The sequence below is a fragment of the Allostigmatella hybrida genome (assembly GCF_020103775.1).
Taxonomy (GTDB): Bacteria; Myxococcota; Myxococcia; order Myxococcales; family Myxococcaceae; genus Hyalangium; species Hyalangium aurantiaca.
In genome coordinates, this window is the sequence record NZ_JAHXBH010000016.1 from 127,896 (window position 1) to 153,664 (window position 25,769).

The window sequence follows — 25,769 nt, forward strand, 5'->3', positions numbered from 1 at the left end:
CACACACACCTACAGGGAATCGTCATGAGTGCAATCGCCAAGAGGATCCGCTGGTCACGCTTCGTGGACCGGCGGTGTGGACGGGGAATCATTGTCCCAATCGATCACGGTCTTTCGATTGGGCCCGTGGAGGGGCTGGACAGTCCAGCACAGGTGGCGCGGTGGATCGGTCATCCGGGCATCACAGGCATCGTGGCCCACAAGGGCATGGTGGAACGGCTCGGAGACCAGAACCTGCTGCGCGGCGTCGGCATCATGGTTCACCTCAACGGCATGATGTCGCTGGCGTCATCGCCCGATCGAAAGGAACGGCTCACGTCCGTGGAGGCCGCGCTCCGGCTGGGGGCGGATGCGGTCTCCGTGCAGCTCAACTTCGACGGAACGAACGACGCGCACAACCTGACCCAGCTGGGGGCGGTGGTGGACGAGGCGCAGCGCTACGGCCTGCCCGTGCTCACCATGCTCTACGACAAGGTCCCCTGCGACAAGCAGGAGGACTGCGTGAAGCGGCTGCGGCACCTGATGCGGGCCTGCGTGGAGCTGGGAACGGATGCGCTCAAGCTGGCCGCGCCCAGCGAGCTCGCGATGATGCCCGTGCTGCTGGAGGGCATCCGGGAGCACACCTCCGTGTTCTTCGCGGGGGGGGCCATGCGCTCCGAGGATGAAATCCTCCTGCTGGCGCGGGAGGTGGTGGCCACGGGGGCCACCGGGCTGTGCGTGGGGCGCAACATCTTCCAGCGGCCCTCCGCTCACGCCACCCTCACGCGGCTGCAGGACGTCGTCCTGGGCAACTTCCACACGCCCCAGGCCTCCACGCCCTCCTGGCCGGTCTCGCCACAGAACGTCCGCGTTCAGTGGTCCCAACCGGTGGAAGAGGTCGTGAAATGAAGCCCACCGAGACCGAAACGCCGATTGGCGGATTGCCGTTCAAGAGCCGCCGCAGGCCCTTGATCGTCAAGAAGTTCGGCGGCACCTCCGTGGCGAACATCGAGCGCATCCGGCGCATCGCGCGCTTGGCACTCGAGAGCCAGCGGGAGGGCAACGACGTGGTGGTGGTGGTCAGCGCCATGAGCGGGGAAACGGACCGCCTCCTGAAGCTGGCCCACCAGGTGCTTCCGCTGCCGGAAGGCCGGGAAATGGACGTGATTGCCGCCACGGGAGAGCAAGTGACGGTCGCCCTCACCGCCCTGGCCATCCAGGCGGAAGGCGGGAAGTCCTCTTCCTTCCTGGGGCACCAGCTCCCGGTCATCACCGACAGCGCCTTCACCCGGGCCCGCATCCAGTGTGTGGAGCAAGGGCCCATCCGCGAGGCGCTCGCGCGGGGGCAGATCGCCGTGGTCGCTGGGTTCCAGGGGGTGGATCCCCGGAACAACATCACGACCCTGGGCCGCGGCGGCTCGGACACCACGGCCGTCGCGGTGGCAGCGGCGCTCGGGGCGGACGTCTGTGAAATCTACACGGACGTGGAAGGCGTGTTCACGGCGGATCCCCGCGTCTGCCCCGCGGGTTCGAAGCTGAAGTCCATTCCCTACGAAGAGATGCTCGAGTTGGCGTCCCTGGGGGCCAAGGTCCTCCAGGTGCGCAGTGTGGAGATCGCCATGAAATACAACGTCCCCGTCCATGTGCGCAGTTCCTTCTCCGATGAGGAGGGCACCCTCATCGTCCCCCGGGACAAGATGCTCGAGTCCCGGCGGCTGATGGGGCTGGCGTGTGAGAAGGGCCAGGTGCGGGTGGAGCTCATCGGCGCGGAGTGCCGCCCCGGCCTGGTGGCGGAGCTGACGTATCTCCTGGCGGACCTGAACGTGAGCGTGGACATGCTCTGCCACTCCCGGGGAGCGGTGGAGAATCCCCGGGCGGACATCTCCTTCACCCTGCCCGAGGGCGAGCTGCGCCGTGCCCAGCCCTCCCTGGAGCAGTTCCTGGGGAAGCTGGGGGCCACCGGCCTGCAGCTCTCCACGGACCTGGCCAAGGTGACGCTGGTGGGCATCGGCCTCCGCTCGGATCCCGGCATCGCCGCGCGCCTGTGCCGCAGCTTGACCCAGCAGGGCATCCATGTGTCGGGCCTGTCGGTGAACGAGCTGCGGATCAGCTGTCTGGTGGAGTCGGGCGCCGCGGACCGGGCGATCTGCATTCTCCACGAGACCTTCGAGCTCGCCGGGGAAGCACCCGCCGAGCCGCTGGCCTCGGCCACGCCGGCCTGAGCGCTCCCCGCCCAGGGCCTCGCGCTGTCCCAGAGCATCCGGGGCAGCGCGGGGGGCCTGGCTCAGTCGTGGTTCTCGTGCAGCGCTGCGCCCGGATGGACGATCTCCAGCACCTCCATCATCCCTTGATCCTCATGGTCCAGGATGTGGCAGTGCGTGACGAACTTCCCGACGTAGCGCTGGTAACGGGTGCGCAGCTTCACGGATTGGTTGGCCTTCACGAAGAGGGTGTCCCGCCAGATCCCCTTTCCATCGGCCGTGACAATCTGGAAGGGATTGACGTGGATGTGAAAGATGTGGCTCGTGAGCGGCGAGGACGAGACCCGCCACTCCTCCACGGCCCCCAGCGTGAGCTTGCGCGGGGGGTTGTCCGGACTGAACGCTTTCCCGTTGATCATGTATTTGACCGGCGTGGACTGAACGTCCATGTCGAACCGCGCCTCCTGGGTGCCCGTGAGTTCCTCATTGGTGATGGACTTGAAGGGCGCGTACGGGGCGAGGGAGGCCGTGTCTGGCAAAGGCATGGAGGAGAAGGAGCCCTCGATTTCGATCCGGGCCAGCACCTTTCGCGTCTCCGAAAGCCCGGTGAAGGACTCCTCGGCGGCCGTCGCCTCGTCGATCAACAGGTAGGTCTCCGGCCTGTTGCCCGCCCTCACGAGCACGTCCGTCCGGTAGCCTGGGTGCATCTCGGTCTCATCCACCGGGTCCAGCCGGCCCGTGGCCAGTCCGTCGTGCGCGATCTGGTAATACGACACCACCGATTGTGGATCCTTCTCCCGGACGAGCTTGAGCCGGAGCGACTCACGGAAGCCCGCGTGGATGAAACGCCACCGCTGGACTTCGCCCCCCCGCATCTTGATGACGGGCTCGACCATGCCGTTGATGGTGGTCCGCCGCCCCGAGGCCTCCCAGCGCCCATCGGAGAACGAGGCCTCGAAGTCCTCCACCATGTTGGCCCGCGTGCCGGGCACGTAGGGATCGTTGATCAACGCGTAGGGAATTTGCTGGAAGACAAAAATCCGCTCACGGGCCGCCCGGATGGCGGGCACCTCGTCGAGCCCTCCGCGGATAATCAACGCACCGGCCATCCCGCTGGAGACCTGAATGGACACCGCCCCGTGCTTGTGGGCGTGGTACCAGAAGGTTCCCGCCGGATGATCCGAGGGAATCTTGATTTCGTATTCGAACTTCTGCCCAGGCTGGATGGAGAGCATCACGTTGTCCGCGTTGCCGGCCGGAGAGACGTGAAGCCCATGGGTGTGAAGGTTGGTGATGTTGAAACCATGCGGGATGTTGGGATCGATCGTTCCCCGGACAGGCTCGAGGGGAAGCTGGTTGTCCAGCACGATGCGCAAGGTGTCGCCCGGCCGCGCCTCGATGGTGGGCCCCACGAGCTGGCCATTGTAGGAGCGCAGCTTCACATCATCCCATTCCTTGCACCGTCCCTGCTCCAGGGTCCGGCAGATGCGGTTGGTGGCGTACTTGACCACCAAGTCCTGAGAGACATCCTCGTTCTGCTGGGTGGCATCCGCCACTCCCGTGGCCAGGACCCCTGCACCCAGTAACAAGGTCCGCCAGTGATTCTTGGCATTTCGTGTACGCGTTGGCTTCAAGCCCATCCCTGTCTTGCCTCCACCTGGCTCCAGCCAAGAGGCTGGGGACTGGAACGCTAGGAGTGCTTGAGAAATATTCCAGACGGAGCGCCGTTAAGCATTGCGTACTCAACCGAGGCAGCGTGCGAGAGCGTAAGCTCGGCGCGTGTTCGCTCGAATGCTGATAATGGATTGCCCTGGGGTACGAGGCACCGCCCCTCCCCGCCGGTGCTGCTTTTTCCCATGGGGAACCCTTGGAGGACCCCCCGAGGGTCACGCACAATGGCCGCCGTGAAGACCTTGGGCCGCGAAACCGTGGAGACGTATCAGCGCGATGGGGCGGTGTGCATCCGGGGGCTGTTCGATCCGGGCTGGGTGCGCCGGGCCCGCGAAGCCATCGACGCGGTGCTGGCCAGCCCGAGCGAACTGGCCATCGTGGCGAGCCGCTCCGATGATCCCGGCCTCTTCGTCGAGGACTTCTGCAACTGGCGGCGAATCCCCTTGCTGGAGGAGCTGGCCCGGAGCTCTCCCGCGGCCGCCGCCGCCGGGGAGCTGATGGGCGCCTCCCAGGTGCGGTTCTTTCATGACCACGTGCTGGTCAAGGAGCCCCGGACCCGCCAACACACGCCCTGGCACCAGGACCAGCCCTACTACAACGTCGACGGCTTCCAGGGCTGCAGCATGTGGCTCCCCGTGGATCCCGTGCCGCGCGCCTCGACGCTGGAGCTCGTGGCGGGCTCTCACCGTGGGCCGTGGTTCCTGCCCAGGACGTTCCTCGACAACCAGGCCAAGTGGTTCCCGGAGGGCAAGCTGGCCGAGATGCCGGACATCCAGGGCGCTCGCGACGCCTTCCCCATTGTCGGTTGGGCGCTCGAACCGGGCGACGCGGTCTTCTTTCATTTCCTCACGCTGCATGGCTCTGCGGGCGTAGAGGGGCCGGACCGCCGCCGCGTGCTCTCGCTGCGCTTTCTGGGGGATGACATCGTCCATGCGCCCCGGCCCTGGCGCACCTCTCCCCCCTTCCCAGGACTTGAGAAGGAGCTGCCTGCTGGTGCCCGCATGGACCACCCGCTGTTCCCGGTGGTCTGGAGCCACCCCACGCGCACGGGGGGGAGGGCCGGGTGACGTCGACAGCGGGGGGCGTGCGTTTTATAAGCTTGCGTTAGCAGGCTGCGAGCCCCTGGGCGCCGCACTGCTTTCCGAGGAACCCATCCCCTATGAACATCCGCTCCACGGCGCTGGCGCTGCTGCTGACGGTCACGGGTGCATCCCCCGTGTTCGCTGCCACCGCCGCTCTGCCCGTCTTCGTCACCGCCCACTACGAACGTGAAGACCAGGTGCGCACCGTCGCGCAACGCTTCCAGCACCTGATGGTCGACCGGGCGAAGAAGCTCATCCGCACCGAGGCGACGCCCGAGGACCTCGAGGTCCTCCGCCGCGCGGGGCTCCAGGTGGAGATCGATCCGGACGCCACCGCGCTCATGCAGCGCATCCTCGCGGCCCTGCCCAAGCCGGGCGGCCTCAAGAGCATTCCGGGCTACGCCTGCTACCGCACGGTGGAAGAGACCTACAGCACCATGGACTCGCTGGTCCTCAAGGCCCCGGCGCTCGCCTCCCTGGTGGACATTGGACCGAGCTGGGAGCGCACCCAGAACCCGCAGGCGGGCTTCACCATGCGGGCGCTGCGGCTGACCAACTCCGCCACCAATGCCTCGGTCCCCGACAAGGCGGACATGGTGGTGGTGAGCGCCATTCACGCGCGCGAGTACACGACCGCCGAGCTGATGACGCGCTTTGCCGAGTGGCTGGTCAACCAGCACGGCCGTGACGCCGAGGCCACCTGGCTGCTCGACAACTTCCGCTTCCACTTCGTGCTCCATGCCAATCCCGATGGCCGCAAGCGCGCGGAGACGGGCGTGCTGTGGCGCAAGAACACCAACAACAGCCGGGGCTCCTGCGGCAGCAACAGCGTTGGCATCGATCTCAACCGCAACTTCCCCTTCCACTGGAACACCACCCCGGATGGCTCCAGCGGCTACCCCTGTGACGAGACCTACCGCGGTCCCACGCCGGGCTCCGAGCCGGAGACGCAGAACATCGTCCGGTACACCGCGGGCACCCCGGGCATGGGCGGCGTCTACAGTGGCGGGGTGTTCCCGGATCGCCGCGCAGACGCGGCCGACGCCCTGGCCCCGGATGACTACCGCGGGATGTTTTTCGACATTCACAGCTACTCGCAGCTGGTGCTCTGGTCCTGGGGAGACCTGACCACCCCGGCGCCCAACGGTCCCGCGCTGCAGACCCTGGGCCGGCGGCTCGCCGCCTTCAACGACTACACGCCGCAGCAGTCCGTGGAGCTTTACCCCACGGATGGCACCACCGACGACACCTTCTATGGCGCGCTGGGCGTGCCGTCCTACACCATCGAGCTCGGCATCGACTTCTTCGAGGACTGCGACAGCTTCGAGAGCTCCACCTTCCCGCTCAACTTCGCCGCGATGCGCTACGCCGCGCGCAACCTGCACGCGCCCTACCGGCTGCCATCCGGCCCCGACACCACCGCGGTGAGCACGGGGCTGGCCTCCGTCGCGCCGGGCACGCCCCTGCCCGTCACCGCCACCGTGGATGACCGGGGCTTCAACCAGAGCAACGGCACCGAGCCGGTGCACGCGATTGCCTCGGCCCGCGCCTACGTGGATCTGCCGCCCTGGGCGGCGGGCGCGGTGCCCATCCCCCTCACGGCGGCCGATGGCGCGTTCAATGCGTCCGTGGAGACCGTCACCGGCCAGGTCCCCACGGCGGGCCTGAGCCTGGGCGTGCACACCCTCTACGTGCAGGGCACCGACGCGGATGGAAAGCCGGGCACGCCCCAGGCCACGCTCTTCCAGGTCGGCGCCAGCAACAACTACGCGCCCACCGCCCAGTTCAACTTCACCACCGATGGCTTGACGGCCAGCTTCACCGACACGTCCACCGACTCGGACGGCACGATTGCCTCGCGCGCCTGGACGTTTGGCGACGGCAGCACCGCGTCCAGCGCGGCCCCCACGCATACCTACACCGCCTCGGGCAACTACCCGGTCACGTTGACGGTCACCGACGATGACGGGGCCAGCCGCAGCATCACCCGGCAGCTCACCGTCACCCAGTTCGGCGGCGTGCTCAAGAATGGGGTGCCCGTGCCCAACCTGTCGGCCCCCAAGGGGCAGCCGCTGTACTACCGGCTCGAGGTGCCGGCCGGCGCCACCAACCTCACCGTGCGCATCGCCAACGGCACGGGGGATGCGGACTTGTACGTGCGCCACGGCACGCTGCCCACCACCTCGGCCTATGACTGCCGCCCGTACAAGGGTGGCAACAACGAGCTGTGCGGCGACCTGCAGACGAAGGCGGGGACCTGGTTCGTGATGCTCAACCCCTACTCCTCGTTCTCCGGCGTGACGCTCACCGCCAACTACACCGCGCCCAAGCCCTCGGGACTGGCTCCGCTGGTGGAGTACGAGAGTCGGCTGATGCACGTCACGCTGCGCTGGTCGGGCGGCGATGACCAGATCAACATCCTCCGCAACGGCGCCTCCATCAAACAGGTCACCAACACGGGCACCTGGAAAGAGACGAGGCCCAAGCGCAGCACGCCCCCCACCTTGAGCACCTACAAGGTCTGCAACGTGGGGACGCAGGACTGCTCGGAAGAGATCCACGTGCTCACGTGGTGATGTAGGCCCCTTCCCGCGTGGCACACCCGGCCCATGCTCCTGGCGCCGGGTGTCAGTGCAGGGCTGTCTCTCCCAGGTGGACCACACCTGGGAGATGTACCAGACCGGGCTGCCGGGCAAGCCCCCGTCACGTGCGTGCTGGGCCTCCCTGCGCCCCGGGCGCCCCGCCTGGCGCAGCGCTAGTTGTGCGGAGGGAAGGCCGCGGGCTGGCCCGTCCCGCCATTGCCCTCGGGCTTCGGCCCCGATTGCTCCTCTTCCGGCGTGGACCGGCCGCCGCCCTTGTGGCGGATGGGCTCGTTCTCGGAGGGGGCCTGCTGGCCTCCTTGCTTCTCGTCCTGCTTCTTCATGGTGTCTGCCTCCTGGAATGAGGGTCTTTCCTCCAAGGTACGCATGCCCTCCGGGGCTGGCACCTCCCCTCCTTCGAAGCTGCCGCACCGCGGCACAAGCCCCCTGGCCCCCCTCGCTCAGCGCCGGCGCGCCGCGGGCGCGAGCGCGGGGTTTTCCCATCCCGCATCGCCCGTGTGCACGTTGGTCCCCGGCGGAATGAGCGCGTCGACGCGGTCCAGCAGGGCGCTGTCCAGCGTGACGGTGGCGGCCCCCAGCTGCGACTCCAGCTGCTCCAGGGTGCGCGGGCCGATGATGGCCGAGGTCACCGCCGGGTGCCGGATGACGAAGGCGATGGCCAGGTGCACCAGGGACATCCCAGCCTGGTCGGCCAGGGCGCCCAGGGCATCGGCCACCTCGAGCTTTCGCTGATTGGCCGGTTGCGACAAATCGTAGCGGCCCGGCATGCGGGCGGCACGTGGGGACGCCGGCGCGGCAGCGCCCTTGCGCCACTTGCCGGACAGCCACCCGCCGGCCAGCGGACTCCAGGGAATGACGCCCATGCCGTGACGCTGGCAGGTCGGCAAGACGTCCGCCTCCACCCCGCGCACGAGCAGGGAGTACGGGGGTTGCTCGCAGATGAAGCGCGTCAGGCCCCGCTCGCGGGCGGTCCACTGCGCCTCGACGATCTGCGAGGCGGGAAACGTCGAGGAGCCCACGTAGCGCACCTTGCCCTGGGTGACGAGATCGCTCAGCGCGCCGAGCGTCTCCTCGATGTCGGTGTCCGCCGAAGGCCGGTGCACCTGGTAGAGATCGATCCAGTCGGTCCGCAGGCGCCGCAGGGACGCTTCAACTTCCTGGAAGATCCACCGGCGCGAGTTGCCCTGCTGGTTCGGATCCTCCCCCATCGACGCATGGAACTTGGTGGCGAGCACCACCTTGTGCCGCCGACCGTCGCCCAGGGCCTTGCCGACAATCTCCTCCGACTCCCCGCGCGAATAGACATCCGCAGTGTCGATGAAGTTGATGCCCGCATCGAGCGCCCGGTGGATGATGTGGATGCTGTCGTGGTGGTCCGCGTTCCCCCACTGCCCAAACATCATCGCGCCCAGGCACAACGGGCTCACGCGGACGCCGGTGCGTCCCAGGATGCGGTAGTTCATGTCGAGCTCCCTCGGGGCGTTGGTGCCCCGGCGCACGCTAGCGGCCCGCCGGGAGACGCCGGGGCGCCTGGGACTGGCAGTGTCCATTGACGCACGCTGCCGTCCCCGGCGGGAGCCTCAGAGGTTGATGCGCAACCCTCCGCCCAGCTGGAACGTCGGGGCAGGCACCAGGGGCCTTCCGTCGATGACAAAGGGCCCGGAGTCCAGGGCGAAGCGGAACTCGCCCCCCTTGCGCCCGTAGCTGACCGCGGCGTAGCCCTCCACGCTCAGGTACGACAGGGCGCGGTACCCCAGGTCCAGGCGCGAGGTGAAGGAGCGGTCCGACAGGTTGCCGAGGTTGGACAAAACGAAGGACGTCTTGTCCCAGGAGCCGGGCCCGATGAGCGTGGCGTAGAGGGCCGCGTAGTGCTGGCCCAGGTAGAAGGGCTGATACACGCCCCGGGCAATGAGGTACGGGTAGAGCGTCGAGGCGTCATACCCTGAAGCGTTGTAGAAGTACTCCACGCCCACGGTGGCCGTGTCGCTCTCGCTGTAGGCGAAGGTGTAGTTGGCGCCTCCGGAGACCTGGGGGGTGAAGTGCCCCGGAGACTCGCTGGGCACGGGCAGCTTCGCGATGTCCTCCAGGCCGTCAATCTCCAGGCCCCCCCCGCCCGCGAGGATGTCCTCCCAGGACAAGCCACCCGGCACCAGGAACCGGGGCGTCTCGAAGCCCTTGGTGAGGGCCAGCTCGCCGTAGACGTCGAAGGGCCCCGCGGCGGAGGAGACGTCGAGCCCCATGCGGGGCTTGCGGCCACGCTGGAGCACGGCGCTGGCCCCGAACTCCGCGGTCCCCAGCACCACCTCGGCCCGGGCCGCCCCGCCAATGCGGCCGAGCGTGGAGGCCGGCCCCGCGTTGTCCAGCAGCGCGATGCCATAGAAGTTCCACCCCTTGGCTTCCCAGGGGACGTGGAGCTTGACCATGGAGGCGCCCGTGCGGGCATCGAAGACGGCGAGCGGATCCCTGCGCTGGGGCGAGAGGAAGTCCGTGGGGTTCCAGAAGCGCGAGGTGCCCCACTTCACGTGCTGCTTGCCCACGGTGAAGAACACCGTGTGCGCGATATCGAAGCGCAGCCACGCCTGGTCCAAGAGGACGCGCGGGTTGGCGAACGTGGTGCCGGGGATGGCCGGGGTTCCATCACTGGGGTTGGTGCCCAGGAAGCCCGTGCTCTGGCCCGCCCGGGACGGATCAAAGCTCAACCGGCCCACCACCATGCCGCGCAGCCGGTCCGTGGGCCGGGCATCGAAGTAGCCATCCACGAGCGTGGGCGCGGAGAAGGCCGTGTCCCCGAAGGAGACCCCCTCGCTGCCCTGGGTGAAGGCACGCAGGTAGAACTGGCCGCCAATCTTCAGCGGATCCTCGGTGTGCCCCTCGGTGCCGAAGGCCTCCTGCACGGGAGCGCCGGTAAAGGCCTGCTCGTCGCGGGACTGCTCCGGACCGGGCTCCTGTCCGCGGGAAGGCTCCAGGGGAGAGCCCTCGGCGGGGGGCGGCGGCTCCTGTGCCGAGGCGGCGGGCGTCTCCGGCTGTTCATCGCCCCCGAAGAGGGCGTCCTCGTCCGGCCGGGACTGGGCCCCCGCGGGAAGGCCCGTGAGCGCCGTGGCCAGCACCGCCGCCGAGAGCAACGCGCGGGCACTCATCGGCTTTTGCTCTCGAGCCAGGCCTTGGTGAAGATGTTGGCCTCGAGCGGCCGCAGGTCCACGCTCTTGATGAGGATGACGGTGGAGTTGGCCTTCTCCACCTCGTCATAGATGCGGATCTCCTGGGGGTACCACACCTCGGCGCCCTTGGACTCGCTGAAGAGCTTCTGCCACTTCGGGTAGTAGAGCGTGCGCATCAGGCGGCCGGACAGGGCGAACTCCTGGCGCTTGAGGGTGTTGCTCGTGGCGGTGTCCACCCACAGCTTGATGACGGGATAGGCCACGTCGATGCCGGGCTTGGCCTGGAGCGACAGCTTGTGCACCTTGAACTTCCCCAGCGCCTCTTCTCCCTCGTAGGTGGGCGTGTACTCCTCGGCCAGACGCGACTCGTCGAAGTCGGCGCGGCGGCTGTCCGTCCCGGCGATGCGCTCGCGCTCCGTGCGCCGCTCCCACTTGCCCACGTTGGGGTCATACCCCCACAGGTTCTTGTCCAGCCGCAGGTAGCCCTTGCCCGCCTCGCCCTTGGGCTTGGTGAAGAGCAGCATCAGCTTGTCGTCCGCGTCGCGCCGGTAGACGAGCGCCTCGCGCACGGTGTCCGCCTTGTCCTTCTCCTTCTGCTCCAGGTAGGCCAGGGACTTGTAATCGCCGCCATTGCGCTGCCGGTCGTCAATGACTTCCAGCAGCTTCTTCATCCCTTCGGCATCCAGGGCCAGGGCGGTGGGGGCGGCCAGGAACACCACGGCCAGCGCGGCGGACAGCAGGGGCTGAAAATTCATGGTCATCATCCAATGTGGTGCATGGCCGTCACGGGCTTCATCCGCGCGGCGAGGAACGAGGGAATGAGGCTCACCGCCATGGCGCACACGGTGATGAGCGTCACGGCGAAGGCCACGGAGCTGGGCTCGATTTTCAGGAACCAGGTCTCCGTCAGCAACATCACCTGAACCACTTCGGGGGCGCGCACGTGCTGGGAGTTGACGCCCAGGCAGAAGACCGTGGCGAGCGCCGCGCCGGTCAGCGTCGCCGAGAGGCTCAGCATCAACGCCTCGGTCAGGAACATCACCAGCACCCGGCGCCGCTGCATGCCGATGGCGCGCAGCGTGCCCACCTCCCGGGTGCGCTCGCGGATGGCGATCCACAGCGTGTTCATGATGCCCACCGCGATGATGACCAGCAGCACGAACGCCAGGAAGCCGGTGAGGAAGCTCAGCCCCTTCACCACCCACTGCACGAAGGAGATTTCGTCCTCCCAGTTGGTGATGTCCAGCTTCTGTCCCGTCCAGCCCTCCCGGTTGACGGAATCGAACTTCATCCAGAAGGCGCGGGGATCATTGTCCATGAGCGTGTAGTTGGCCGCGGCGAGCTTCTCGCGCAGGCGCTGCTGCACGGCGGGGATGGACTGCATGTCCTTCAGGTACAGGAAGATGGCGCCCGTCGTGTCGGCCTTGAGCTGGTAGAGGTCCTGCAGGCTCTTGCTGGGCACGAAGGTGTTGAACGAGCTCATCATCCCCACGTTGGCGGCAATGGCCACCACGCGCACATCCAGGGTGTTGTTGGTGCCGCGCAGCGTGGGGGCCGACAGCGTCAGCGCGTCGCCCACGCGCACCTCCAGCTTCTTGGCCTGCTCCTCGAAGATGAGGATGGTGCCGGGCTCCCGCAGGCCATCCAGCGAGCCCTGCCGGATCTGAAGCACCTTGCGGAAGCCCTGCTCGTTCTCCACGTCGATGCCGCCCACGCCCACCTGCAGGGAGCCCGTGTCGGAGACGATTTTGGCCCACCCCCGCCCGCGCTGGGACACGTATTCCAGCTCGGGCACCTCCTGGCGGATGAGTTCCACGAGCTTCGGGTAGTTGACGACGACCGCCGCGGCCTGGCCGGACGTCACCTTGTAGAAGCCGCCCACGTTCACATGTCCGCTCATCAGCGTGGTGGCGGACTCGAGCATGGTGGCGCGCATGCCGTTGGTCACCCCCATGAGGACGATGAGCAACGCGGTGACGCCCGCGATGGCGCCCCCCAGCAGCAGGGTGCGCCGGCGGTGGGCCAGCAGGTTGCGGAAGGCAATGAGGAGAATCTGGAGCATGGGGTTCACTCGTCCGTCTGCATCGCCGTGACGGGCGACACGCGGGTGGCCAGGAACGCCGGGTAGAGGGTGGAAAACAGGGACACGCCCACCACCAGCAGGAAGGCCGTGATGAAGTTGCCGGGACTGAGGAAGGGCAGCAGCCGGGGCCCGCTGAAGAAGAAGTACAGCTCCTCGCTGACGGCCGGGATGCCCACCTGGCCCAGGTAGGAAATCAACCCGCTGCCGAGCGCCGCCCCCGCGCCCCCGAACACCAGGCCCAGCACCACCGTCTCGAGGAGAATCATCGACAGGATGAAGGTGCGCTGGGCGCCAATGGCGCGCATGGTGCCCACCTCGCGCACGCGCTGGAGCGTGGCCATCATCACCGCGTTGTTGATGATGGCCAGCACCACCACGAAGAGGATGACGATGATGCCCCAGAGCACCATCTTCATCAGCAGCACGAACTGGCCAATGAGCCCCACCGCCTTCTGCCAGCTCACCACGCGCAGCTTCGCGTCCTTGAGCGCCTGGGACTGCTGGAGCTCCGCCAGGGTGTCGTCCAGCTTCGAGGGGTCCTTCAGAATGATGGCCGCGCTGAGCACCATCCCGTCCTCCACCTCCTTCTTGGAGTAGACGCGCTTGAGCAGGTCCTCCTTGCGCAAGGCGGCGCCGGTGGACTGGATCTGCTCGTTCTCGTTGATGAGGCCCGGGGTGGCCTCCGCCACCAGGGTGGAGGGAGCCGCCTCGCCGAAGAGGGCCTCCTCGGCCTCCTCCCGCTTCACCGCGGCCACCCCGCTCTTCGCCTGGAGCTGGGCGATCTCCGCCCGCTTCTCCTCGGTGAGGTAGCCGTACAGCTCCCGGAAGGACACCAGGTCCATCAGGTTCACCGAGCCGGCCAGCGGGGACTTCTCCAGCCCGTTGAACTGGTACGTCCCGTAGATGGGGACGTTCACGTTCTGCACGTACCCCGTGCGGGTGAAGGCGGTAATCGTCAGGGTGTCGCCCAGCCGGATGCGGTACAGCTCCAGCAGGGGCACCAGCTGCGCGTAGAACTGCTCGTACCGCGCATCGAAGTTCCCGTCATTGACGTCCAGGAAGGTGCTCAGCAGCTTGGAGAGGTCCGTCTCCTGGCTGCCCAGCAGGCGCTGGAGCCGCTCCGTGGCCTGCTGGGCCTTGATGGGATCCAACTGGAAGAGCAGCTCGCGCATCTGCGTCCGGTTCTCGGAGACCCAGCGCTGCATCTGGGGATCCTCGGCAATCAGGCGCTGGCCCTCGCGGGCCTCCTTGAGGAGGTCCAACCGGCGCGCCGTCTTCAGCTTGAGGCTCTCCTCGTAGAAGAACTTGGACAGCAGCATGCCGCGCTTGCCGGGCGGTACCGCCTGGCCATCCACGATCTGCATGCGGTCGAAGCTCTTCTGGAAGGACTCCAGGTCCGTGCCCACGTACCGGATGTAGAGCAGGTCTCCATCGGCGGCCTGGGGCGCGAGCCGGTTCTCCAGGAACTCGAGCGAGGCGAAGGGGTCCCGGTCGAAGTCCGCCCAGAAGGCGTCCGTCTGGACACGCTCCAGCGCCTCCACCTCGGCGGGATCCCGGGCCTCCTCCCGGAGCAGCGCCTGGCTCTTCTGAATGTCCGCCTGGAGCAGCGTGCCCAGGCGGCGCACGTGCGCCTTGAGGCTGTCAATCCGGGCGCGCCGCTCCGGCGTCTCGCCCGCGTCCACGTTCTCCCGGTACAGGTCCCGGAGCCGGGCCAGCGTCAGGTCCACCGTGTTGCCGGAGCTGATGAGCGCCCCGTTGCTCCCCATGGGCACCACCGTCTGCACATTGGGGTGCTTCTCCAGCGCCGCCTTGATGGGCGTGAAGCTGTCGAGCGCCGAGACGTCCGCCTCGCCGCCCATGCCGCCAAACAGCGCCAGCTCCTCCTTGGACTTGTCCGAGTAGACCTGGAGGTGCCCCGCGAGCGAGCCGATGATCGACCGGCTCATGGACGAGTCGATGCTGTCCAGCAGGGCGCCCCCCGTCACCACCAGGAAGGTGGCGAAGAAGATGATGCCTCCAATGATGAGGTTGACCCAGCTCTTGAACAGGTTGCGGAAGGCCACCTCCAGCAGCAACTTGAGCGTGGTCATCCGTGCGCCTCCGCCCCGGAGGCCATCGCCAGCCCCGCCTCGGCCGGGGTGACGCGGTCGAGCACCTTGCCGTCCTTGAGCCGCACCACCGCGTTGGCGTGCGTCATCACCTTCGCGTCGTGGGTGGAGAAGATGAAGGTCGTCCCGCGCTCGGCGTTCATCGCCTTCATCAGGTCAATGATTTGCTGGCCCGTCACCGAGTCCAGGTTCGCGGTGGGCTCGTCCGCCAGGACAATCTGCGGCTGCGTCACCAGGGCGCGCGCCACGGCCACGCGCTGGCGCTGGCCACCGGACAGCTCGTTGGGCCGGTGCTTGGCGTGCTTGGCGAGCCCCACCTGCTCCAGCAGCGCCATCACGCGCTCCCGGCGCTGGGGGGCGTTCAGCTTCTTCTGGAGGAGCAGCGGAAACTCCACGTTCTGGAAGACGCTGAGCACCGAGACAAGGTTGAAGCTCTGGAAGATGAACCCGATGGTGTGCAGCCGCAGGTCCGTGAGCTTGCGCTCGGAGAGCTGCTTCGTGTCCTGGCCCGCCACGCGCACGGTGCCCGAGGTGGCGGTGTCCACGCACCCGATGAGGTTGAGCAGCGTGGTCTTCCCGCTGCCGGACGGGCCCGCGATGGAGATGAACTCCCCGGGGTGTACCTGAAGCGACACGCCGCGCAGCGCGGGAACCTCCACCTTGCCCAGGTGGTAGCTCTTGGTGACGTCCTGGATGGAGACGATGGGCTCTGGAGAGGAAGACATGGTGGGAAAGACGCCTTTCGGAAATCCCAAGGGAGCAGCGCGTACAGACGGCCGGAACCGGCCTCACTCATCGCCGTGCCCTTCAGTTTCCTCGGGAAGGAGTTCTGTGTAACGTACGCCGAGAGTATCCCTGAATTCTCAGGGAGAAAATATCTTAGTTGCCAAGATATCTGCCGCGACGAGGGTGATGAGGGCATGCCAAGTCAGCTGAAGGAGCGCGAGGACCTGCTGGAAGCCTTGAGGCGGGGGATCGGCGACTTCAGTGACCAGGACGTCCTGTTCAGCCAGGCCAATGCCGACCAGATGGGCCTCAACCTGACGGACCTGAAGTGCCTGAGCATCCTGGAGCGCTCCGGGGCCATGCCGGCCGGGCGGCTGGCGGAGATGACGGGGCTGACCTCGGGCGCCATCACCGGGCTCATCGACCGGCTGGAGAAGGCGGGCTGGGCACGCCGGGTGAGGGACCCCAAGGACCGCCGACACGTCATCATCGAGGTGGTGCCCGAGCGCATCCCCGGTATCGACCAGTCGCGCAGCGAGCTGCGCAGCGTCCTGGCGGAGATGGTCGTGGACTACACGGACGAGCAGCTCCGGCTCATCCTGGACTTCCTCGGCCGCGGGGCGGCCATGTTCCGGGACGAGACGGTGAAGCTGCGCGCCGCCACCTCCACGAAGGGGGTGGCCTCGCCCGGGGACTTCTCGAGCCCGCTCGGCACCCTGACGTACGCGCGCCTCAAGTTCGCCTCGGGTGCCTCGCAAGTCACCCTCCGGGCCCACCCGGGCATGCCGGAGCTCTACACGGCCCACTTCGAGGGCAGAGCGCCCACCGTGAAGGAGGAGGCGGGCAGCGTCTCCATCCAGTATCCCCGCTTCACGTTGCTCGACTGGCGCAAGCTCGCCGGGGACATCGTCCTCAACGGCTCGATTCCCTGGAAGCTGGAGCTGAAGGGCGGCGTCTCGCGGATGAACGCGGACCTGAGCGAACTGCGGCTCGAGTCCATCGAGCTGACCTCCGGCGCCAGCGACGTCACGGTGAAACTGCCCAAGCCCTCCGGGGTCGTCCCCATCCGCGTCTCGGGCGGGCTCAGCCACGTCACCTTCCTGCTGCCCGAAGGGGCCGCGGCCCGGCTCCAGGTGAAGGGGGGCGTGAGCGCGCTGGTGTTCCACGAGCAGTCCCTGGGCGCCGCCGGCGGGCAGATCAACCTGGAGACCCCCGGCTACAAGCAGGCCCTGGACCGGTACGACATCGATGTGACGGGAGGCGCCAGCGACCTGACCCTCGAGGGCGCGAACCGCTGAGCGGCTCCTGCCCTACCGCACCCAGTCGATGCGGTGCTTGCGCCCCTTGATGCGGCCCTCGCGCAGCCGCTGCAGCGCCATCCGGGCCAGGTCCTTGGCGACGGCGACATAGGCCAGCCGGTCCTGGATCTCGATCTTGCCCACGCCCGAGGCGCTCAGCCCTCCGGCCTCGCCCGTCAAGGCGCCCAGGATGTCTCCCGGCCGCATCTTGTCCTTGCGCCCCGCGGAGATGCAGAGCGTCTGCCAGGAGGACTCCAGCGAGGGCCCCTTCCCTTCGGGAGGCAGCGTCCCCACCCCTGGCCGTTCCTGCTTCACGCCCGTGGCCTTCTCGATGTCCTCGAGCTTCTGCGCGTCCCGCAGCGTGGCCAGGGAGATGGCCAGGCCCGGCCTCCCCGCGCGCCCGGTCCGTCCAATGCGGTGCACGTACGCCTCGGGCTGTGAGGGCAAGTCGAAGTTGATGACGGCATCCAGCGCTTCCACGTCGATGCCGCGGCCGGCCACGTCCGTGGCGATGAGGATGCGGGTGCTGTGGTTGCGGAACTTCGCCATGACGCGATCCCGCTCGGCCTGCTCCAGGTCTCCCTGAAGCCCATCCACGCTCACCCCCGCCTCCGCCAGCTCCTGCGTCAGCTCGGCCACCGTCGCCTTGAGGTTGCAGAAGACGATGGCGGCGGCCGGCTGGTACTGCCGGAGGATGCGCAGCAGGAGCCGCGGCTTGTCGGGGGCGTCGCACGTGTAGCAGAGCTGTTGGATCTCGGGCGCCGCGCGGACCTCCCCGGCCGTCACCCGCACGGGCGCTTTCTGAAACGCGCGGCTCATCGCCTCGATGGTGGAGGGGAACGTCGCCGAGAAGAGGACGGTCTGCCGCTGGGGGGGAACCGCGCCCAGGATGCGCTCCATGTCCTCGCGGAAGCCCATGTCGAGCATCCGGTCGGCCTCGTCGAGCACCACGGTGGCCAGGTGCCGCGTGTCGAGGGCCTCCCGCTGGAGCAGGTCCAGCACCCGGCCGGGCGTGCCGGTGGCGATGTGGACGCCCTTGTCGAGCGCGTCCAGCTGAGGCCGGATGGGCTGGCCCCCGGCGAGGACGAGCACCTGGAGTCCCGGCAGCCGCCGGCCCAGGCGGCGGATCTCCCCCGCCACCTGCGCGCAGAGCTCCCGCGTGGGACACAGCACGAGCGCCTGGAGCTGCCGCCGGGGCAGCTCCACCTTCTGCAGGAGCGGGAGCGCGAACGCCGCGGTCTTCCCGCTCCCCGTCTGGGCCTGGCCGATGAGGTCCTTCCCCTGCAGCAGCACCGGGATGCTCTGGGCCTGGATGGGCGTGGCGGACGTGAACCCCAGCTCCGCGAGGATCTGCAGCAGCGGTGGGGAGAGGGCGAGTCCAGCGAAGTCCATCCGGCCCTTGTATCAGCAGTCCCCGCGAGTGCGCGAAAGCCGAAAGACAAGCCGTCCCACGGGGCAAACCCACCGGCACTGTTCAGTTCGCGGAAGAGGCTCACCTTGCGGGGTATTCACGGCTGAAGGGCTTGAAAGGCCCATGCTCGCATGGCTACTCATCCGCGCTCACCGCGCTCCTCCTTCCGCGACACATGTCAGTTTCTGCCCGGCCGTTCACGGCAGCGCGGGGACAGGAGCCGGGCAGGGACCACAGGTTCCGATGTTTGTACCGGGGGGATTCCATGTCGTCTGGCACTGAGCACTCCGCAGTTCCCGCCACGTCCGTTTCTCAAGAGCCCTCCGCCGGAAGACGGCAAGAGCCCATCGCCGTGGTGGGTGCGTCCTGCCGGTTACCGGGGGGCCTGGACTCGGCCCAGGCCCTGTGGCGCTGCCTGCTGGAGGGGCGGGACGTGGTGCAAGGGGGAGACCCGGGCACCCGGTGGGCCCATCACCCGCACCCGCTGCCCGGCGACACCGAGGACGCCCAGCTGATCCGCACCGGGGGCTACCTCCGGGACATCGCCGGTTTTGATCCGGCGTTCTTCGGCATCGCGCCCCGGGAAGCGGCCTCCATTGATCCCCAGCACCGGCTGCTCCTGGAGGTGGCCTGGGAGGCGCTGGAGAACGCGGGCATTCCGCCCCGGCAACTCGAGGGCAGCCAGACAGGGGTCTTCACCGGCCTGTCCCAGACGAGCTACCGCGACCTGGTGGACCCCCAGGAGAACGAGGTCTACCACGCGACGGGCATGGTGCTCAGCGGCGCCTCGGGCCGCATCTCGTACGTGCTCGGGACGCACGGCCCCAGCGTGACGGTGGAGGCGGCGTGTGCCTCCTCGCTGGTCTCCATCCACCTGGCCTGCCAGAGCCTGTTGGCGGGCGAGTCGGTGCTGGCCCTGGCCGGTGGGGTCAACATCAACCTGGACTGGAGGACCACCATCGGCTTCACGCGCGCGCGCATGCTCTCGCCGCGCGGGCGGTGCCACGCCTTCGACAGCCGCGCCGATGGCTTCGTGCGCAGCGAGGGCAGCGGCATGGTGGTGCTCAAGCGGCTGTCCGATGCCGAGCGGGATGGGGACCGCATCCTCGCCCTGGTGCGCGGCAGCGCGGTGAACCATGTGGGCCACTCGCAGGGGCTGATGATGCCCTCGGCGAGCGCGCAGAAAGAGGTGCTGAGCGCGGCGCTGGCCCGGGCGGGGGTGGCCCCCGGGCAGGTGGGGCTGGTGGAAGCCCATGGCACCGGCACGCCGGTGGGGGACCCGATCGAGTTCGAGGCCGTGGCCTCCGTCTACGGCCAGGGGGCGGGCCGCTGCGCGCTCGGCGCGGTGAAGACCAACGTGGGCCACACCGAGAGCGCTGCGGGCGTCATCGGCTTCATCAAGGCGGTGATGGCGCTCCAGGAAGGCGTCGTCCCGCCCAACCTGAACTTCGAGAGCTGGAACCCCCGGATCCCCGCGCAAGGCACCCGGCTGTTCGTCCCCACCCGGGTGGAGCCGTGGCCCGTCCGGGGGGAGCGCCGCTTCGCATCGGTCTCCGCCTTCGGCGTCACCGGCAGCAATGCCCACCTGGTCCTGGAGCAGGCCCCCCGAAGGGCCCCTTCCGTCCCGGCGTCCGCCCCGCGGCGGCAGGAGCCGGAGCGGCTCTTCACGCTCTCCGCGGGCTCACCGGCGGCGCTGCGGGGGGCCGCAGAGCGCCTGGGCGCGTGGCTGCCGGGTGACGGCGGGGACGTCCCGCTGGGAGACATCGCTCATACCCTGGCCGTCCGCCGCTCCCATGCGCTGCACCGCGCGGTGGTGGTGGCCAGCTCCCGGGAAGCGCTGGCCACCGGGCTGCACGCCCTGGCGCAGGGGGCCTCCAGCCGGAATGTGCTCCTGGGCCGGGCCGAGGCGGCCTCCCGGCCGGTCTGGGTGTTCTCTGGCTACGGCTCGCAGTGGGAGGGCATGGGGCGCACGCTCCTGGATCAGGAGCCCGCCTTCACCCAGGTCATCGACGCGCTGGAGCCCATCGCGGCCCGGGAAGCGGGAATCTCGTTGCGGCAGCTCATCACCTCGGCCCTGCCCATGGAGCGCATGGACGTGGTGCAGCCGCTGCTCTACGCACTCCAGGTGGGCCTGGCCGCCACCTGGCGCAGCCATGGGGTCCACCCGGCCGCGGTGGTGGGCCACTCCGTGGGCGAGGTCGCCGCGGCGGCCGCCGCGGGCATGCTCACCCTGGAGCAGGGAATGGTTGTCGCCTGCGCCCGCTCGCGCCTGCTCCAGCGGATGGCGGGGGGCAGCATGGCCGTGGTGGGCCTGTCCGAGGAGCAGGTCTCCGAGGAGCTGGCCCGCGAGGGCCATCCGGGCGTGAGCGTGGCCGTGGTGGCCTCGCCCGCCTCCACGGTGATTTCGGGCAATGCCTCCAGCGTGCAGGCGCTGATGGACCGCTGGTCCGCCCGGGGGCTCTTCGTGAGCGCCGTGGCCGTCCAGGTGGCCGCGCACTCGCCCCAGGTGGAGCCCGTGCTGGGAGAGCTGACGCTGGCGCTGGCGGGGCTCCACCCCACCCCGCCGCAGGTGCCTTTCTACAGCACCGTGCTGGACACGCCCCGGGCGAAAGCCGTCTGCGATGCGGCCTACTGGGTGGCCAACCTGCGCTGCCCCGTGCGCTTCGCGCCCGCCATCGAGGCGCTGCTCACCGACGGGCATGATCTCTTCGTGGAGATCTCCCCTCATGCCCTGCTGACCGCGTCGATCGAAGAGACCGCGACGGCCATGGGCCGGGGCGCGCGCGTGCTCCCCACGCTGCTCCGGGAACGGCCCGAGCACACCACCTTCTTCACCCACCTGGCGGCGCTGCACTGCTCGGGCGGCCGGGTGGACTGGGCCTCGGTGTATCCCGAGGGCAAGCGGGCCGTCCTTCCCACCACCGTCTGGGAGCGCCAGGCGTACTGGCCGGCCAGGCCCGCCCCCTCGCCCCTGCCCCATCCCGCCGCGCACCCGCTGCTGGGCATCCGCGCCCAGGTCCCGGATGCAGACACGGACGAAGGCGTCCGCTACGTCTGGAATGGCGATGTGGGCACCGCGGTGCACCCCTGGCTCGGCGACCACCGGGTGCGGGAGCTGCCCGTGCTTCCCGGCGCGGCGTATGTCGAGATGGCCCTCGCCGCCGCGTGTGAGGTGTTCCAGGGCACGCCAGACCGGATGCGGGTGACGAACGTCGAGTTCCAGCACCTGCTGCTCCTCACGGAGCACGTCGAGGTCTGCTCGGTGGCGACGCTCCACCGGGGGAAGATGCGCTTCGAGGTGATGACCCGCGGAACGGCGGGGGCCTGGGTGTGCCATGCCCGCGCCGAGTTGGAGCAAGATGCCCCCGTCCTCCTGCCGGTGGCCGAGGCGCTGGCGGAGGGGCGGGACGCCAACGGGCACGACGCGGGGGCGCTGTACCGCAGGCTGCGCAAGCTCGGCCTCCAGTACGGGCCCGCCTTCAGCGGCCTCGTCCGCTTCTTCGCCGCGGGCGCGCCCTCCCAGGGCCGGTTGGGCGAGGTGTCCCTGCCCGAGGCGGCCCGGCTCCGGCAGGGCCGGTTCTGGCTGCATCCGGCCTTGCTGGATGCCTGCCTGCAGGCGCTGGCCACGTCCGTGCTGGAAGCGGCCGGTGGCGAAGCGGAGGACACCCCGTGGCTGCCCACCTCCGTGGCGCGGATCCAACTCGCGGCGGACCTCTCGGGAATCCGCTGGTGCCGGGCCTGGGTGGACCCCGCCCCGGAGGGCGGCCTGACCGGGCGGATTCATCTGCTCGGCCAGACGGGCACCCTGCTGGGCGTGCTGGAGGGAATCCAGCTCATTCGCATGAAGCCCCCGCAGGCCGTCGAGACGCTGCGGGAGCGCCTGTTCCAGACCGCCTGGGAAGAGGTTCCCCTGACGCGGCCCGAACTCCTGTCGCTGCCGGGCCGCTGGCTCCTGCTCGCCGAGGACGGGGCGCGCCCCTTCGCCCAGGGGCTGCTCGACGCGCTGGAGGGCCACGGCGCGCGAGGAGAACTCCTGGTGGGAACCGGCCCCGGGCTGGCCCAGCGCGCCACCCAGCACCTCTCCGCGGCGGGGGCTTCCTACCAGGGCCTCGCCTTCTGCACCGCCCCCGCGGACACCGAGCCCTCGCCGCAGCCCGGCACCCCGGAGGCCCGGGAGCGGATCTGCCAGGTGGTGGAGCTGGTGCGGGCACACGCCGAGGGGACGCCCCTGCCCCGCCTGTGGCTCGTCACCCAGGGCGCACGAGCGGTCCTGCCGGAGGATCCCGTGCGGCCGGATCACGCCGCCCTCCAGGGGCTGGCCCGGATCCTGAACTACGAGCACCCCGAGCTGGGCACCACGCTGGTGGATGCCGATCCCAGCGCCCCGCCTTCGCAGCTCGCCGGGGAGCTGCTGGCGGGCCGCACCGAGGACGAGGTGGCGTGGCGCGGCGGGGTGCGCCGCGTGGCGCGGCTGGTGAGCAGCCCACTGCGGCCCGAGGAACGCCTGAAGCCCCGGCCCGTGATGGCGCGCTACGGGCGCGACGGCTTCTTCCTGCACGCCGACGGCTCGGGCACGTTCGAGGGGCTGGGCTTCGTGGCCCGGGAGCGGCGTGCGCCCAAGCGGGACGAAATCGAGGTGCAGGTCCGGGTGGCGTCGCTGAACTTCCGGGACGTCATGATCGCGCTGGGCATGTTGCCCTCCGATGATGGCCTGGACCTGAACCTGGGGGCGGACTGCGCGGGGGTGGTCACCGCGGTGGGCAGCGGCGTGCGGCACCTGCGCCCTGGAGACCGGGTGATGGCCATGGCGGGCGGAACGCAGGGCACCTTCTCCTCGTTCTACCTCGTGCCCGCCCACTGCGCGGTCCGGCTTCCCGAGGAGATGACGCTGGAGGACGCGGCCACGCTTCCGGCCACCTATGCGACCGCCTGGTACGGCCTACGCCGGCTCGCCCGGCTGGCGCCCGGCGAGAGCGTGCTGATCCACTCTGCGGCCGGCGGGGTGGGGCTCGCGGCGCTCGCCATCGCCCGGGCCCGGGGGGCGCAAATTTTCGCGACCGCGGGGGACGAGACCAAGCGCGCCTACCTGCGGGAGCTGGGAATCCCCCACGTGATGGACTCCCGGAGCCTGGACTTCGCCGCGCAGGTGCGCGAGCTCACGGACGGCCGGGGCGTGGACGTCGTCCTCAACTCGCTCGCGGGCGATGCCCTGCGGGCCAGCCTCGAGACGCTCGCCCCCAACGGCCGCTTCATCGAGATTGGCAGGAGGGACCTCTACGGCAACAGCAAGATCGGGCTGCGCGTCCTGCGGCACGGCATCACCTTCAGCAGCGTCGACATGAAGCACCTGGAGCCGGAGGCCATGCGGGAGGTCCTCACGGACGTGCTGGACGAGGTCTCCTCGGGCCGGCTCCCGCCCCTGCCCTACCGGCTGTTTCCCTTCGCCCAGGCCGCGGAAGCCTTCCGGCTCATGGCGGGCGGCAAGCACATCGGCCGGCTGATGCTCACCCTGCCCGCGAGTGGGGAGCAGCCCGTGCGGCCGGCTCCCGGCAGCTCCCAGGCCGTCCGGCCCGGGGATGCGTACGTGATTACGGGCGGGCTGCGGGGCCTGGGCCTGGAAACGGCCCGGTGGCTCGCCTCGCACGGGGCGGGGCGCGTGGTGCTCAACGGCCGGTCGGCGCCGTCCGAGGACGCGCTCGCCGTCATCGCGCAGCTGCGCGCCACGGGCACGGAGGTCGACGTGGTGCGGGGAGACATCGCCCTGCCCAGCACCGCCCACCAGCTCGTGGCGGCGGCCACCGTCGGCGGCAAGGCCCTGCGGGGGGTGATTCACGCGGCCGTCGTCCTGGATGACGCGCCCGTGGCCCACCTCACGCCGGAGCGGATCGGCCGGGTCTGGCAGCCCAAGGCCGCCGGCGCCTGGAACCTGCATCAGGCCACGCTCGGCCATGACCTGGACTGGTGGGTGGTCTTCTCCTCCCAGACATCGCTGGTGGGCAACGCCGGGCAGGCCAACTACGCGGCCGCCAACGCCTGGCTGGATGCGTTCGCCACCTGGCGCCGCCGGCAGGGGCTCCCGGCCCTGGCCATCAACTGGGGCGCCTGGGGAGAAGCCGGGCGCGCCCAGGACTTCAAGGCCCGCGGCTTCACCACGATTGGCAACCGGGAGGGCATGGCGGCCCTGGAGGCCCTGCTGCTGCACGGAAGGACTTCCACGGGCATGTTCGCCTTCGAGCCCCACCTGTGGTTCCGGGCCTTCCCGCGGGCGGCCGCCTCCTCCTTCTTCGCCCGGATTCTCGACAAGGCGCAGCAGGAGTCCCCCGCCGCGCAGGCATTCGAGACGGCCCCCCTGGAGACCATCCGGGCCACGCCCCCCGGCATGCGGCGCCAGAACCTCCTCCAGGCCCACCTGGTGACCCAGCTCGGCGTCGTCACGGGCCTGCAAGCCGCGGCGATTTCGCCCGATACCGCCTTCACCCATCAGGGACTGGATTCGCTCATGGCCGTGCAGCTGCGCAACCTCGTCCGCGCGTCGCTGGGCGTGGAGCTGCCCGTCAACGCCGTGTGGACCTACCCCACGCCGGCGAAGCTCGCCTCGTATCTCGATGGGGTGCTCGGCAAGGACGCCTCGAAGGCGGGAGGCCACTCATGAGCGCGCCTTCCCTGCCGAAGGGCGGCACGAGCGCCTGGCTCGTCAACCTTCACCCCCGCCCGTACGCCGGCATGCGGCTGTATTGCTTCCCCTACTCCGGCGCGGGTGCCTCGGCCTACATGGGGTGGGCCCGGCGGATGGCCTCCTTCGTGGACCTGCACGCCGTCAACCTGCCCGGGCGGGAACACCGCGCCAGCGAGCCGCCCCTCATTGACCAAGCGCTCTTGGTGGATCAGCTCGCCGAGGCCATCATCGCCCAGAACGATGCCCGTCCCTTTGCCTTCTTCGGGCACAGCATGGGCGCGCTGCTCGCGTTCGAGACGGCGCGGCGGTTGCGCAAGCTCCAGCGGCCCGGCCCCTGCCTGTTGGCCGTCTCGTCGGTGGCGGCGCCGCAACTGGAGTTCATGGCCCAGCAGACCTCGCAACTGCTGGCCAAGGATCCCGCGCGCCTGCTGCGCAACTTCTGTGCGATTCAGCCCGAAGTGCTCGCGGATCCGGACGTGGCGTCCGCCGCCCTTCCGCCCCTGCTCGCCGACATCCTGCTGCTGCTCCGGCACCGGTACGTGCCGGAGGCGCCGCTGGACGTGGCCCTGTCGATCTGCGGCTCCGACCGCGACCCGCTGGTGCCCCTGGATCGCCTGTCCGCCTGGAGCGCGCAGACGACGCGCGAGCCCACCCTGCACCTCTACCCCGGCGGGCACTTCTACTGGAACGAGTGCCTGCCGGAGCTCATCGAGGAGCTGAACGCGGACCTGGCGGAGGCGTACCAGGCCTTCCCCGCCTCCGCCGTGGGGGCGTGA

16 protein-coding genes are annotated in these 25,769 nt (G+C 69.3%); 7 read left to right on the forward strand and 9 right to left on the reverse strand.

Annotation, left to right across the window (positions count from 1 at the left end; all coding sequences use genetic code 11):
• Window positions 1–24: 24 nt before the first annotated feature.
• A complete protein-coding gene (locus KY661_RS23105; RefSeq protein ID WP_225412277.1) occupies window positions 25–888 on the forward strand; it encodes a class I fructose-bisphosphate aldolase in 864 nt (287 codons plus the stop codon).
• On the forward strand, window positions 885–2,201 hold the full coding sequence (locus tag KY661_RS23110; RefSeq protein ID WP_225412278.1) for an aspartate kinase: 1,317 nt from the start codon (window positions 885–887) through the stop codon (window positions 2,199–2,201). Before KY661_RS23105 ends, KY661_RS23110 begins: the two co-directional genes overlap by 4 nt.
• Before the next feature lie 62 nt (window positions 2,202–2,263).
• Here KY661_RS23110 and KY661_RS23115 read toward each other — a convergent pair whose 3' ends face one another.
• Entirely contained in the window at window positions 2,264–3,769 is a 1,506-nt protein-coding gene (locus KY661_RS23115; protein ID WP_225412279.1) for a multicopper oxidase family protein, read from the reverse strand.
• 306 nt (window positions 3,770–4,075) lie between these two features.
• On the opposite strand from KY661_RS23115, the gene KY661_RS23120 reads away from it, so the two are divergent.
• Window positions 4,076–4,918 (forward strand): phytanoyl-CoA dioxygenase family protein, encoded by an 843-nt coding sequence (locus tag KY661_RS23120; RefSeq protein WP_225412280.1) that lies wholly within the window; start codon window positions 4,076–4,078, stop codon window positions 4,916–4,918.
• A 92-nt stretch (window positions 4,919–5,010) separates the two neighbouring features.
• Window positions 5,011–7,509, forward strand: coding sequence for a M14 family zinc carboxypeptidase (locus KY661_RS23125; RefSeq protein WP_225412281.1), 2,499 nt, complete (start codon window positions 5,011–5,013; stop codon window positions 7,507–7,509).
• A gap of 179 nt (window positions 7,510–7,688) precedes the next feature.
• Here KY661_RS23125 and KY661_RS23130 read toward each other — a convergent pair whose 3' ends face one another.
• From KY661_RS23130 to KY661_RS23160, 7 genes are all read right to left on the reverse strand, one after another.
• Window positions 7,689–7,856, reverse strand: coding sequence for a hypothetical protein (locus KY661_RS23130; RefSeq protein WP_225412282.1), 168 nt, complete (start codon window positions 7,854–7,856; stop codon window positions 7,689–7,691).
• A gap of 117 nt (window positions 7,857–7,973) precedes the next feature.
• A complete protein-coding gene (locus KY661_RS23135; protein WP_225412283.1) occupies window positions 7,974–8,996 on the reverse strand; it encodes an aldo/keto reductase in 1,023 nt (340 codons plus the stop codon).
• A gap of 117 nt (window positions 8,997–9,113) precedes the next feature.
• Window positions 9,114–10,670, reverse strand: coding sequence for a hypothetical protein (locus KY661_RS23140; protein ID WP_225412284.1), 1,557 nt, complete (start codon window positions 10,668–10,670; stop codon window positions 9,114–9,116).
• Window positions 10,667–11,452, reverse strand: a complete 786-nt coding sequence (locus KY661_RS23145; protein ID WP_398577228.1) for an outer membrane lipoprotein-sorting protein — start codon at window positions 11,450–11,452, stop codon at window positions 10,667–10,669. Before KY661_RS23145 ends, KY661_RS23140 begins: the two co-directional genes overlap by 4 nt.
• Window positions 11,452–12,753: an ABC transporter permease gene (locus tag KY661_RS23150; RefSeq protein ID WP_225412286.1), complete on the reverse strand. Its 1,302-nt coding sequence runs from the start codon at window positions 12,751–12,753 to the stop codon at window positions 11,452–11,454. Before KY661_RS23150 ends, KY661_RS23145 begins: the two co-directional genes overlap by 1 nt.
• 5 nt (window positions 12,754–12,758) lie before the next feature.
• Window positions 12,759–14,864, reverse strand: a complete 2,106-nt coding sequence (locus KY661_RS23155; protein WP_225412287.1) for an ABC transporter permease — start codon at window positions 14,862–14,864, stop codon at window positions 12,759–12,761.
• Entirely contained in the window at window positions 14,861–15,607 is a 747-nt protein-coding gene (locus KY661_RS23160; protein WP_225412288.1) for an ABC transporter ATP-binding protein, read from the reverse strand. Before KY661_RS23160 ends, KY661_RS23155 begins: the two co-directional genes overlap by 4 nt.
• A gap of 195 nt (window positions 15,608–15,802) precedes the next feature.
• On the opposite strand from KY661_RS23160, the gene KY661_RS23165 reads away from it, so the two are divergent.
• Entirely contained in the window at window positions 15,803–16,906 is a 1,104-nt protein-coding gene (locus KY661_RS23165) for a MarR family transcriptional regulator (protein ID WP_225412289.1), read from the forward strand.
• A gap of 12 nt (window positions 16,907–16,918) precedes the next feature.
• Here KY661_RS23165 and dbpA read toward each other — a convergent pair whose 3' ends face one another.
• Window positions 16,919–18,298 (reverse strand): ATP-dependent RNA helicase DbpA, encoded by a 1,380-nt coding sequence (gene dbpA / locus KY661_RS23170; protein WP_225412290.1) that lies wholly within the window; start codon window positions 18,296–18,298, stop codon window positions 16,919–16,921.
• 371 nt (window positions 18,299–18,669) lie between these two features.
• Between dbpA and KY661_RS23175 the strand changes: the two genes are divergently transcribed.
• Both KY661_RS23175 and KY661_RS23180 read left to right on the forward strand, forming a co-directional pair.
• A complete protein-coding gene (locus KY661_RS23175; RefSeq protein WP_317987291.1) occupies window positions 18,670–24,969 on the forward strand; it encodes a type I polyketide synthase in 6,300 nt (2,099 codons plus the stop codon).
• Window positions 24,966–25,769, forward strand: a complete 804-nt coding sequence (locus KY661_RS23180; protein ID WP_225412292.1) for a thioesterase II family protein — start codon at window positions 24,966–24,968, stop codon at window positions 25,767–25,769. The genes KY661_RS23175 and KY661_RS23180 overlap by 4 nt, the downstream gene beginning before the upstream one ends.